Origin of the sequence: Bifidobacterium callimiconis (assembly GCF_003952005.1) — a bacterium.
Lineage (GTDB): Bacteria > Actinomycetota > Actinomycetes > Actinomycetales > Bifidobacteriaceae > Galliscardovia > Galliscardovia callimiconis.
This window is the reverse complement of record NZ_QXGJ01000007.1, coordinates 40,283-53,213: the sequence shown is the minus strand read 5'-3', so window position 1 is coordinate 53,213 and position 12,931 is coordinate 40,283. Positions and strand designations below refer to the sequence as shown.

The 12,931-nt window shown below is 62.0% G+C and carries 8 protein-coding genes; 4 read left to right on the top strand and 4 right to left on the bottom strand.

Translation table 11 applies throughout. The annotated features are described in order from the left end of the window. Positions 1–270 precede the first annotated feature (270 nt). Complete coding sequence (locus D2E23_RS07505) at positions 271–1,302, top strand: LacI family DNA-binding transcriptional regulator (RefSeq protein ID WP_126030341.1); 1,032 nt, start codon at positions 271–273, stop codon at positions 1,300–1,302. Positions 1,303–1,318: 16 nt separating this feature from the next. Then, on the top strand, positions 1,319–2,416 hold the full coding sequence (locus D2E23_RS07500) for a LacI family DNA-binding transcriptional regulator (protein WP_126030340.1): 1,098 nt from the start codon (positions 1,319–1,321) through the stop codon (positions 2,414–2,416). 277 nt (positions 2,417–2,693) lie between these two features. On the opposite strand, the gene D2E23_RS07495 is transcribed toward D2E23_RS07500, so the two are convergent. Together D2E23_RS07495 and D2E23_RS07490 are read right to left on the bottom strand one after the other, a co-directional pair. Next, positions 2,694–5,267 (bottom strand): glycoside hydrolase family 31 protein, encoded by a 2,574-nt coding sequence (locus D2E23_RS07495; protein WP_126030339.1) that lies wholly within the window; start codon positions 5,265–5,267, stop codon positions 2,694–2,696. 94 nt (positions 5,268–5,361) lie between these two features. Continuing rightward, entirely contained in the window at positions 5,362–6,885 is a 1,524-nt protein-coding gene (locus tag D2E23_RS07490) for an MFS transporter (protein ID WP_093960783.1), read from the bottom strand. 317 nt (positions 6,886–7,202) lie between these two features. Between D2E23_RS07490 and yddG the strand changes: the two genes are divergently transcribed. Continuing rightward, positions 7,203–8,189, top strand: coding sequence for an aromatic amino acid DMT transporter YddG (gene yddG, locus D2E23_RS07485; protein ID WP_241227252.1), 987 nt, complete (start codon positions 7,203–7,205; stop codon positions 8,187–8,189). Between the two features lie 339 nt (positions 8,190–8,528). Here the strand turns inward: yddG and D2E23_RS07480 are convergent, their stop codons facing one another. Both D2E23_RS07480 and D2E23_RS07475 read right to left on the bottom strand, forming a co-directional pair. Then, a complete protein-coding gene (locus D2E23_RS07480; RefSeq protein WP_126030337.1) occupies positions 8,529–9,971 on the bottom strand; it encodes an MFS transporter in 1,443 nt (480 codons plus the stop codon). Between the two features lie 137 nt (positions 9,972–10,108). Next, the gene (locus D2E23_RS07475) at positions 10,109–11,626 is read right to left on the bottom strand and encodes a beta-glucuronidase (RefSeq protein ID WP_126030336.1); all 1,518 of its coding nucleotides are present in this window, start codon (positions 11,624–11,626) and stop codon (positions 10,109–10,111) included. A gap of 201 nt (positions 11,627–11,827) precedes the next feature. On the opposite strand from D2E23_RS07475, the gene D2E23_RS07470 reads away from it, so the two are divergent. Then, positions 11,828–12,886: a LacI family DNA-binding transcriptional regulator gene (locus D2E23_RS07470; RefSeq protein ID WP_164520733.1), complete on the top strand. Its 1,059-nt coding sequence runs from the start codon at positions 11,828–11,830 to the stop codon at positions 12,884–12,886. The last annotated feature ends 45 nt before the right edge of the window (positions 12,887–12,931 follow it).

The following is a 12,931-nucleotide window of genomic DNA, read 5'->3' as shown; positions in this document are numbered from 1 at the left end:
ACCTCATCCGTCGGCTAGCGCCGACACCTTCCCCTCAAGGGGAAGGATGGAGAAGAGCGAGCAGCCCTACCGAGTTTCCCGAGGGGAAGGAAAAGGAGGGACGGCTGGGTTTCCTCTCAAAGGGAAGGAAAACCATGTCACGAAACTTACCTGTCGATAACTATTCATGTGAAAATACTGGAATGCGGCGCGGGCAGCGGTTAGCATGAAAACGGACGGACGGGCCGAGGAAGGTCGCATCCGCCCGACGAACAGCATAGGAGCATACCGATGAGCGAATCCATGAAGGTCACCATCCGCGACGTGGCGAAGGAGGCAGGAGTCTCCCCCACCACGGTCTCCCGAGCACTGTCACGACCCGGCAGGGTGAATCTGGAAACCGCCACGAAAGTGCGCGAAGTGGCGGAACGACTGGGGTATCGCACCAAGAATCTCGAACCGCAGAACGACGATGCGCTACGTGGCATGATCCTCACCACCGCCAGCGATCTCAAATACTCCGTGTTCGCCGACTTCGTGGACGGCATGCAGAAGCCGTGTCTCGACCGCAACTTCATTCTGCTCACGGCCATCACCGAGGAAAACCGCGATCTGGAACGCAGCACGATCATGCGCATGACCTCGCAGGTGGACGGACTGATCCTCACGTCGTCGCGACTGTCCGACTCCACCGTGCGCAAGGCCGCGCAGATGCGCCCGACCGTAGTGGTCAACCGACTCGTCAGCGGCGTGCAGTCAGTGATCAGCGACGATCGCCCCGTGCTCACCAAGATCGTGCGACGGCTCAAGGCGCTCGGCCACCGATCGATCAGCTACGTGGCCGGACCCGACAATTCCTGGCAGAACGGACTGCGCTGGCAGGCGCTGCTCGTGGCATGCCAACGCGAACAGATCAAACTGCGCCGCATCGCCGGCCCGCATCTGCCCACACGCGCCACCGGCTCGCTCATGGAAGACGCGTTCCGCGAGTTCATGCGCAGCCCCACCACCGCCGTGGTGCTGTTCAACGACATCTTCGCCCTGCAGTTCATGGATCTGCTCGCCTCGGCCGACATCCGCGTCCCCGAACAGGTGTCGGTGATCGGCATCGACGATACGCCGGAGTCGGCGCGCAGCAATCCGCCGCTGGCGACTGTGCACATCCCGCGCGAGGAGATGGGCTCCGACGCGTCGAGCAAGCTCATCTCCAAGATTCTGCACACGTCGGACGGCAGCACCACGCCAGTCGTACGATACTCGACGTTCATCGAACGCGAAAGCGTGGGACCGGCGCCGGATCAGCCGATCCCGGCAGTGGAATAGCAACGGCGGGAGGCTCATGAACGACAATCGAACGGAACGGGCGAAGCCGGGCCAGGCGACGATCTGGGACGTGGCACAGGCGGCCGGTGTGTCCATCGCCACCGTATCGAGAGCGTTCTCACGCCCCGGCAAGGTGAGCGCCGCCACACTGCGCCGCGTACATGACGCCGCGGAAGAGCTGGGCTACCGCACCGAGACGATCGTGCACCACAGCCGTGAGGACGACGAACTGCGCGGACTCATCTCGATCGTGGTCACCGATCTGGAGAATCCGATTTCCGCACAATACGCGCGCGGCGTGCAGCAGTACTGCGTGGAAAAGAACTACGGGCTCATGGTCAACGACACCGAAGAGGACACATCGGCCGAGCTCGCCATCATCAAACGCAGTCTCAACCACGTGGACGGCGTGATCCTCGACTCCACGCGCATGCCCGACACGGCCATTCGCAAACTCGCGCAGCTCAAACCCGTAGTGGTACTCAACCGCGTGGTACCGGGCGTGACCAGCGTGACCTTCGACTGCGCGCCGAGCCTACGCCGGGCCATCGGCGTGTTCGCACGGCTCGGGCACCGGTCGATCAGCTACATCGCCGGACCGGACAACTCATGGCAGAACGGCGTTCGACGCAACACGATCCTCACCACATGCCAGACGATGGGCCTGACTTGCCGACTCCTGCCCTGCGCCTACCCATTGGACGGCAACGCCCCCGCGGCGTTCGACGCGTTCATGGAGCGGCCGACCACGGCGGTGATCGCGTTCAACGACGCCATCGCCGTGGAGTTCATACGGTTCCTCGAATCGCACGGCATCGGCGTGCCGCAGCAGATCTCGGTGATGGGCATCGACGACATTCCCATGGGACGGGCGATCACGCCGTCGTTGAGCACGATATCGTTCCCGCGGCGCGACATGGGCCATGCGGCGGCAAAGATCGTGATCGACCGGCTGCTGCACATCGCGCCCGGCGGTGGAATCGGCGGCGCTGACGGAACGGCCGGCGTAAACGACGATGGCGGCGATGCCGTGCCGTTGCATTTCGAATCGTCGTTCGTGCAACGGGACAGCATCGCCGCCATCAATCCACTTATCGCGGCGGGGATCGGGTGAGTGGTTTTCGTTGGGTTTCCCGGAGGAGGGGCTGGCGGTCACCTCATCCGTCGGCTGACGCCGACTCCTTCCCCTCAAGGGGAAGGAGAAGAAGAGAGATGACCGGGCTTCCCCTTGAGGGGAAGGATGAAGGAGGGATGACCCGGCTTCCCCTTGAGGGGAAGCTGGCAGCCGAAGGCTGACTGATGAGGTGAAGCCTGCGAGGAGCAAGATCCCTCCCTCAGTCCGGCGTAGCCGGCCAGCTCCCTCCCTCGGAGGGAGCACGAGGGAGAGGAGGCTACATCTTGACGAGGTCGTTGATCGCGTAGTTGACGCGGATCTCGTAGTCGCCGGACGGATTGGCGTACTTGATGCGCGTGGTGCGCGTCTCCATGTCGTACAGCCAGCCCTCGTCGGCGGCCTCCCACTTGGCCGGATCGAAGAACTTCTCGATGAAGCGCTCGCCGGACGGACCGGACATCGCCACGGTGAACGGCTGCACGTTGTGCGTGAACACGTCCATCTCCACACGCTCGACGCGGCTGGCATACGAACCGTCGCAGGTGGCGCGGATGACCGTCACCTCATGGCTTTCGTCGCTCGCCGGGAACGTGCCGGCGTTGTTCTCGCCATCGGTGCTGTACGGATTGGCGGCCGCGCCCGGCGCGATCTCGAACGTGGTGGCCAGATACTTGCCGCCCTTGTAGTCGTTGGTCTCGCCGTCATCCTCGTACAGCGTGAACGAACCGGCCGCGCTGGGCTCGACCAGCAGCGTGAGATGGTCGATCGTCTGCGTGTGCAGGTTGGTCACGCCATCGGTCATCGGCACGATCGCACCGGCGCGCAGGAACATGGGGATCGTGTCGAGATCCACCGGCACGCTGATCGTCTGTCCACCCTCGTAACGCTTCTTGGAACGGAAGTCGTACCAGTCGGTGCCGGCCGGCAGGTACACGCTCTTCTCGGTGGCGCCCGGATCGGTCACGTTCGCCACGAGGATGTTCGGGCCGAACATGAACTCGAAGCTCTCGTCCCAGCAGTTCGGGTCGTTCGGGAACTCGTAGACGAGCGGACGCATGACGGGACTTCCCTTGACCGACGCCTCGCGCAGCAGCGAGTACATGGTGGGCGCGAGCGCGTAGCGCAGCTTGACGGCGCGGGAGATGTACGGCGTGTAGTTCGGGTACATGAACGGTTCGGTGACGGAGTTGTCGGTGTTCGACGAGTTCGTCATGAAGCGCGGCATGAACACGCCCTCCTGGAACCAGCGGACCAGCAGTTCCGGCTCGGGCGCGGGGCCGAACCAGCCGCCGATGTCGCAGCCGTGGTTGGCAGCGCCGGACAGGCCCATGTTGAGGATGGTGGGGATGTTGTACTTGAGCGTCTTCCAGCAGGTGTAGTTGTCGCCGGCCCAGGTCTGCGCATACCGCTGGATGCCGGCGAATCCGGCGCGGCTGATGATGAACGGACGCGTGTTCGGGCGGGCCTGGGTGAGCGCGTGGTTGGCGGTGTAGGCCATCATGTTGCCGAGCACCGGCTTCATGCCCTCCACGGTGGTGGGTCGGCCGTCGCCGTCGACCACGGCGTCGGCGTTCTGGATGTCGAACTCGCAGTTGTCGTCCCAGATGCCTTCGATGCCGTTGTCCAGCAGCGCCTCGGTCATGTGGCGCTCCCAGATCTCGCGTCCGGCCTTGCTGGTGAAGTCCGGGAAGCCTGCGAAACCGCCCCAGTAGCGTTCGCTCTCCGGCTTCTTCCCCGTCTCGTCCTTGACGAACGCGCCGGCGTCGGCGAACTCGTCGTAGTCGGGGTGCGTGGTGAGGATGCCGGGCTTGACGTTGGGCGTGACGGCCACGCCGCGCTTCTTCATCTCCGCCATGAACGCGGCCGGATCGGGGAACTTGGCGCTGTTCCAGTGGAACTGGTAGCGCTTGCCGTTCGGCATGCACGTGTAGCCGGACGCCATGCCGAACATGTCAAACGGAATGTCGTTGGCCTTGCAGCGATCCACGAATTCGAGGATCGCCTTGTCCACGTCCTTTTCGAGTTCCGTGTAGAACATCGTGGTATGCGTGTAGCCGGTGTTGCCCAGCGGCGGCAGCGCGGTCTTGCCGGTCAGGTCGGTGTAGCGTTCCACGACCTCGGGGATGGTCGGGCCGTTGATGAAGAACATGTCGACGTCGCCGCCGTCGGTGCAGTAGAACGAGTACTTGTCCCAGTAGCCGCTCCACTCGCGGCCCAGATCGAACGCGGAGTCGAACGGATTGTTGTAGAACACGCCGATGGCCTTGCGCGTGTGGTCGTTGAAGCGCACGTAGAACGGGATGTGCTTGTACAGAGGATCGGACAGTTCGGCATCGTGACCGCAGGTGTCGGTGTTGTGCATGCGCAGGTACTGCAGACGCTTGTTGAGCTTGCCGGTCTTCTCGCCGAATCCGTAGAAGTGGTCGCCGGCGTTGATCACGGAGTAGTGGTAGCGACGGCCGTGCGAGTCCTCCATGAACGTGCGTTCCTTGAGATCCTTGTACAGCAGGTTGCCGTCGGTGTCGTAGATCTCGATGCCGAACGGGTCTTTGGTCAGACGGATCTCGAGTTTGGCGGTGCGGGTGACGTAGTAGTCGTCGGTTTCCTCGACGTTCGGCGCGATGGGCGTGACGCGGGTGCGTTCGTTCGCGAACAGTTCGTCGAGATCGTCCTCCCACGCGGTCTTGACCAGTGCGTACGAATGCTCGGGGGCGAATTCCTCGTCGAACGTGCAGCGGAAGCGGATGGTGTCGTCGTCGACGAGGTAGACGCGCAGCTGGCTGCCGCCGGTGGTGATGTGGATGTAGTCGCTGTTGGATTCGAGGGCGATGATCTTGTCGGATTTCTTCATTGAAAGGTCCTTCGGTGTCCTTTGGTTTTTCTGAGGAGCAGTAAGGTTGGGCAGCCGCCGGGGAGAGAGGGCCGGCGGCCGGAGATTTATGCGATCACTGGTTGGGGTTGGTGGCCCAGATGTGCTCCCACTTGGTGCCGGTGAGCTTCTCGATGAGCTCGCGGGTCTCCTTGGGGGCGTCGTCCTTGTGGCCGCCGTTGCGCAGACGGTTGAGCTCGTCCTTGACCACGGTGTGCGTGGTCTTGTTCAGACGGAACGTGACCGCGGTGAGCAGGGCGACGAGCAGCAGCGCGCCGGTGCCGAACACCAGGATACCGGTGATCGTGTGCTGGGTGCCGACCGACTGCTCGATCTGGCCTTCGACGTAGCCGCCCTCGGTGAGCACCAGACCGACCACGAACGTGGCGACGGCGACCGTGGACTTGCGCACGAACGTCATGACGGAGGCGTACAGGCCCTCGTGATGCTCGCCGGACACCAGCTCGTCGAGATCCGGGATCATCGGGAACACGTTCCACGGGGTGGCGATCACGGCGCCCAGGCCGATGTTGTAGACCAGACCGACCACGTACAGCCACATCGTCAGGTCGTTCATGCTGGTGCCGGAGAGCACCCAGAAGCCGACCAAGGCGACGAGCTCGACCACGATGCCGACGCACCACACCCAGCGCGGGCTGAACTTGACCAGCAGGTAGCCAACGAGGATGGTCAACGGCAGGCCGATGATGTTCAGCGACAGCACGCCGCTGGAAACGCCGGCGGACAGGCCGAGCACGGAGACCACGAAGTAGGCGAACACGGCGTTGAACGTGTCCTTGGCGGTGAAGGTGCACAGGTAGACGATCAGGTGCTTGCGGAACGTGCGCAGCTTCACGGTGGCGATGTAGGCCTTGAGCTGCTCGCCGAACGTACGGCCGGCGCCCTCCTTGGCCTTGGCCTCGAGCTTGGCGGCCATCTCCGGGGTGATCTGGCGCTCCCACGTGGTCTTGTAGGCGATGAACACGGACACCATGTAGATCACGGCGAACACGATCGCGTTGAACGTGTACGACATCGGATTGTCCTCGCCAAAGATCTTGAACAGCTGGCCGGGCAGGAACGTGGCCAGGAACGAGCTACCGGAGGAGATCACCAGACGCGCGGTGGACAGCATCGTGCGCTTGTTGTAGTCCTCGGTCATCTCGGTGGGCAGCGTCTCCCACGGGATGAGCACCATGGCGGCCACGAGCTCGAACAGCACGTAGCTGATCAGGTAGTACCAGTAGTTCAGGCCGGTGATCCACAGCAGGATGAACTCGAGCATAAGCGGGGAGCCGATCAGCAGGAAGAAGTGGCGACGGCCGAACTTCTTGCCGATCTTAAAGCGGTAGAGATTATCGGTGATCGCGCCCATGAACAGGCTGATCACGGCGTCGGCCACGCGGGCGATGGCCAGGATGGAGGCCGCCTCCATGGCGGTCAGACCCGCATAGGTGGTCCAGAAGAACAGCAGCCACGCGCCGATGAGCGTGAATGCGCCGCCGCCCATCATGTCCGGCATACCGTAGCCGATGGCGCGTGCGACCGTGATCTTGCGCGGCCGATACACGCTGGGAATATGGTTGTTATTGTCTGCCATGACTGTTTCCGTTTCTTCTCTGCGGCGAACCGACGTCGTTGCCGGTTGTTGCACGATTTCAGTGTGGCTTGACAAGTCGTGGCGGATTCCGGTTTGCAGTGATTTACATCGTCGGGCGACGATTGACGGTAAACGGTCGGGTTTTATGAAAACAGGTATGCGAATAGGGGGTACAGACGGGGGTGATGGCCGCACAGAGGTGCAACCGGATCGGGGAAAACGAGGATGACCGCATGACCATGGAAACAACCGAAGGATCACCGTGAGAACGCTCCCCGCGCACCGCCGCTGCTAGCATGACGGGCATGAGATTGGTGATGAAGAAAACCGACGCGTCCGCCGCGGCGACCGCGATCGGCATGATGGCGATCCTGCTATGGAGCCTCATGATGGGACTGGTCAGGCTCGTATCGGAAGCGTTCGGAGCCACACTCGGACCGCCGCTCATCTACACCTGCGGCGCGATCCTGCTGCTCATCTTCCACCGACCGGCACCCCTGAAACAGGCGCCGCTGAAATACCTGCTCGTCGGCGGCGGACTGGTCGTGTTCTACGAATCGGCGATCTCACTGTCCATCGGACTGGCGGCGTCAAGCGCGCAATCCGTGGAAATCAGCCTGGTCAACTATCTATGGCCCACACTCATGGTGCTGCTGGCCGCGGCCGTCTCACACCGCAAACACGCGGTAGGATATGCGGTTCCCGGCGCAATCGTGGCGACCGCGGGCGTGATCATATCGGTCGGCGGCAACAGCGGACTGGACTGGCATGCGGCCGCGCACAACATCGCCTCCAATCCCCTGCCGTACGCGCTCGCGCTCGCAGGCGCAGTGGCATGGGCCGTGTACGCCGTGGTCACGCCGTCGATGGCGAACGGATACGACGGGACGAGCGTGTTCTTCCCGTTCGTGGCGCTCGCGCTGTGGATCATTCACTTCGTCACGGATACCGGTATGACCGGAGGCGGGAGTGCCAGCACAGGCGGAGGCGCCGGCGATGCGGGAATCCGCGGAATCGGCGCGGTCATGGGAAATCTGATCGGCCAACTGACCGCGGCATCCTGGATCGACTGGCTGATCGTGGTGCTCACCGCCGCGTCGATCGCCGGCGGCTATGCGTGCTGGGGCTACGGCATTCTGCACGGCAGCATGGAGACGATGGCCGTCGCATCGTACGCCACGCCACTGCTGTCGGTGGCGGCGAGCGCGGTACTGCTGCATGTGAGCCTGTCCGTGCCGTTCTGGGTCGGCGCGCTGCTCGTGGTGGCCGGCTCCATAGTCAACTGGCTGTTCCAAAAGCGGTGACCCGCCAATCCCAGTTCACGATTTCGAGAGGACTGCATTTCGTGAACTGAAAACATAAAAAAGTCCCTTCCGAAGGGAGGAACGGAAGGGACTCGAGTAGATCTGGCTCCCCTCTTTGAGGGGAGCTGGCCGCCGGAGGCGGACTGAGGGGAGAATGCGCCCGCATAGGGGTTTGACCGCTCACTCCCCTCAGTCGGCTACGCCGACAGCTCAACCTGTAAGAAAGGACGGCCTTCGGCCGCGTTTTATCTGCTTGCCTGTCGGCTCGCCTGATTCCTATAAACGCCTCTGGCGTTTACTTCACGGACTCAGCCTCGGAGAGGAGAGCCAAGATGGGGATCAGCCCTCGGCCGCCACGCGCTTGGCCTTGAGAACGGCGACGTTGGAGTCGACGCGCTTCTTGTTCAGCGGGTAAATGAAGATCAGCAGCAGCACGCCGATGACCAACGCCGCGGCCGGGATCGCCGTGCTGAAGTTGTAGATGTTGTTGCGCACGGCATCGGTCTGCACCGCCTCGGCGCCGGCCTTGTAGCCGACCCAGGTCAGCGCGTTGCCGGAGATCCAGCCGGCGATGGCCTGGCCAACCTTGCGTCCGAAGGAGTACACCGAGTACACGGTGGCATCCTCGCGCATGTTCTGCGTGACCTCGATGTCGTCGATGGTGTCGGTCGCCATGGCGTAGCACACCATGTTGCTCATGCCCACGCCGAAGAAAATGACTACGTATCCAATGGTGAACACCATCGGCACGTCGGTGTGCAGCACGAACAGCATGATCACGGCGGCGCAGGCGATCAGCTGGCCGCACACCGCGCAACCCTTGTGCCCGATACGCTTAGCCAGCGGCTTCACCAGCGGCGCGCAGGCGAGCATGGCCAGGGAGCCGCACATCACGGTCAGGGAGATCATGCCGGCGGAACGGAAGTAGTCGGCGTAGAGGTAGTTGACCATCTGCATGAGGAACAGCATGGCGATGGTAGCCGAAAGGGACATGAGGATCAGGCCCCACAGGGAACGGCTCTTCAGCGCGTTGCCGATCATGTGCAGCGTGGACTTGCGCTCGCCTTCGACGGTATCGGAGTGATGATCCTCCGGCTTCACACGCTCGGTGCACATCTTGTAGCAGGCAAAGAAGCACAGGAACGCGCACACGGCGAAGATGCCGGACACCAGAGCGAACACCTGCGTGCCCTCGCCGCCGCGGATGATCTGGTTGCCGTTGGCATCGGCCGAGTAGATGATCAGCGGGGCGACCACGCCGATGACCAGCGAGGCGCAGGTGGAGCCCACGGAACGGTAGGTGGACAGACTGGTACGGTCGTCGGGTTCGGGCGAGATCAGCGACGCCATGGAGCTGTAGGGAATGTTCACCGAGGAATACAGGATTCCCCAGATGATGTATGTCACGTACATGTAGACGATCTTCACGCCCATCGATGCGCCGATGGCGAAGGTCTGGTACATCAGGAACGAGAAGATGACCACGGGAGCGGCCATGCGCATCATCCACACGCGGTACTTACCGTTCTTCGTAGCTGGGGCCTTATCTACGAGCACGCCCACGGTGACGTCGGCGAATGCGTCGACGATTCGCGCGATCAGGAACAGGGTGCCGACCACGGCGCCGGGCACGCCCATCACCTTGGTGTAGAAGATCATCAGGAACGAGCTGGCGAACGTAAACATGAAATCGTTGCCGAAGTCGCCGAACAGATAGCCGACCTTGTCTCGCATGCCGAAGGGGCGCACGGCGGTGCCTCCGGTAGTGGTTGGGGAACTCATGGTTTTTCTCTCCTTTGAGTGGGTTGAGTTGTAGCGGAAGTATTAGGTGGAGCGTGCGGGGGTGCCCTGTGCCCTCCCTCAGTCCGACGATTGTCGGACAGCTCCCTCCCGAGGAGGGAGCACGTAGAAAGGGAGCGTCAGAGGACGATGAAGGAAATGGATGCGGGAGGGAGCGTGACAAAATCGCCGGAAATGGTGGCGGGATCCAGTCCGGGAAGCTCGTCGTTCGGACCGAGTGCCAGCACGGTGCCGTTGAGATGGACGTCGCGCGAATGCGGATCATCGGCGGTGAGCTGATAGAGCCATCCGCCATCCACACCATCGACAGTGATCGCCTCGGTCTTGGAATTGTTGACGATCAGCCACGCCATGCCATCGCGACCATCCTTGCGCGAGCGGGCGTACACATGCACGCCTTCGTGCGTCTGGTCATCGGCACGATACACGTCCGCACCCATCAGACGGTTCCACAGCAGCACGAACCAGTAGTTCGGTCGCGGTGAAAAATCACCGAAATCCAACCAGCCATAGTCGGACGAAGCGAGCGTGTTGTGGAAGATCACACCATTGGTCAGTTCGCCGAACGAACCCAATTCGCAGGCAGTGCGGAACACATCGAGATACGTGGACGCCCATGTATCGCCGCCGAGACCGGCGTCGGCGCTCTCGGTAATCCACACCGGCGCGCCCGGTAAATATTCGTCACGCATCGGCAGGTAGGCACGGCAGGCAGACTCGGCGGAGGATAGGTAGTCATCACCCATTGCCTCCGACGCATCCCAATGGTGGCCGAGCACGCTGGCGCCGCGCTCGGAGATGCCGTTGTACCAGTGGTAACTGAACACGTCGGCACGCTCCTGAAGATGCGGCATGAGATCGGCGGCCTTGAACGAGTCCAACGCGGCGAGCGTATTGCCGGCAGCCTCGTTAGCCTGCGCATTGACCACGCTGTGAGGCGTACCGGGAATGCCGATCTCGGATGCACACGGTCCGACACATAACACGTCCGGATAGTTCTCGCGCAGGAAGCGGAAGAACGCGTCCTGATCCCGGGCATATTCGGCCATGCCATAATCGGCCGGGGAGTTGTCGGGAGTGAGGATGTTCGGCTCGTTCATGAACTCGGCGGCCTCGATCGGCACGCCGTAGTCGCGGCTGAAGTCGAACAGCAGCTTGGCCTGCGCCGGATCCCAACTGCCGTCGGGCGTGTTGTGCACGCCGGTACTGTTGGCCACGGACACGAGCAGATGACCGTTGATCGATTTGACAAAATCAAGCACACCGATCCACTGATCGCGGGTGAGCACACTGGAGAAGCCCTCCGGCGCCTTGCCGCCGGTCGTGCCGTCGAAGTCGTAGTAGGTGTTCGACGCCCAGCTGCCGGACACGCGCACCCATGCGGGGCCGAGCGCCTTAGCCAACGCGAGCAATCGTTCGTTGCGCAGGTCCTTGGGCGGATAGGGTTCCATGCTGTTGCGCATGTCAGCCATGCCGTGTAGGACGAACGGCTCAGCACCGCTGATCTGACCGGGCGCGTAACGCTTCCAGAACGTGCCGCCCGTTACTTCGGTCATTTCGATGTTGTACGACGCCATCAGCGGATCGACCGTGCGAACATGACGAAGCCTCGTTGCATCCAGCGATATCGTTGGCATGATTCTCTCCTTATTCGGTATCGGCATCCTTGCCGATGCAGCTTCTCACTGTAAGGAACTCGCGAACTTAGATGATTTTCTTTCCACGTTTTGCAGTTGCGGGAAATATACGATGGGTAGCACACTTTTATCAGATGAATGACGTCTGCCCTCTTGGCGGAAGCCCGCTCACACAACGATTCGTCAATACAATTGACGCCTATGAGCAAGCGCAATGACGGCGGCAATGACATGGCGCACAACAGTCATAAAAAGGTCACACTTGAGGAAGTGGCATCTGTGGCCGGTGTCTCCCCCGCCACCGTGTCCCGCGCATTATCACGACCCGGCCGGGTCAATTACAAAACCGCGCAACGCGTACGACTCGTAGCTCAGGAATTGGGATATCGCTCGGACAAAGTCGAGGCGTTCACCGAGGAAAAACTGCACGGCATGATTACGGCCATCGTGCCCGACATCAACAATCCCGCGTTCGCCACCGCTATCCACACCCTGCAATCCACCGGTATCCGACGCGGCTTTTCCGTCACCATCAGCGATAGCGAGGAAAGTGTCGAACAGGAGCGACGCCTGCTTGACAATGCGCTGCAGCTTGCCGATGGCGTGGTGATGATCTCCCCAAGGCTGTCCGACACCGTGCTGCGCAAGGCGGCGCAGATCAAACCGATCAGCGTGGTGAACCGGTTCGTCGGAGGTCTGCCCTGCGTAACGCCCGATCTGACGGAAAGTCTGACGGAGGCGATCAGCCGGCTCGTCACCCTCCGGCACCGGCAGATCACCTACCTCGGCGGACCGAAACTCTCGTGGCAGGAGGGGCAGCGATGGCAAATCATCGCCAGGCTCTGCGTACGATACGGGCTCAAAGTGCGACGCATGCAGTGCGAAACACCCACCTACCGCGGCGGATGGCATGACTTTCAGGGGTTTCTTGACCATCCCACCACGGCGGTGATCTCCTACAACGATGTAATGGCCTTGGGATTCATGGCGTTCCTCAAGCAGCATGACGTGAGCATTCCGGAGCAGGTGTCGGTGCTCGGCATTGATGGCACGCGACTGGCGCAGATGTTCGAACCACCGTTGTCGAGCATCATCATTCCCCGGCGGGAGATGCTGGAAATCGGCACCACCATGTGCATCGACAGGATTCTGCACACAGCCGACCCCGGTGCCACGCCAATCAGAAGCTTCCCTACCTCATTCCTGCCCCAGGCGAGCATCGGAATGGCAAATTCAGCCGATTCCAGTTCACGATTTTGAAGGGGGATCAGAGCGTGAACTGGAAATCGGGTGTGGATCATTGGC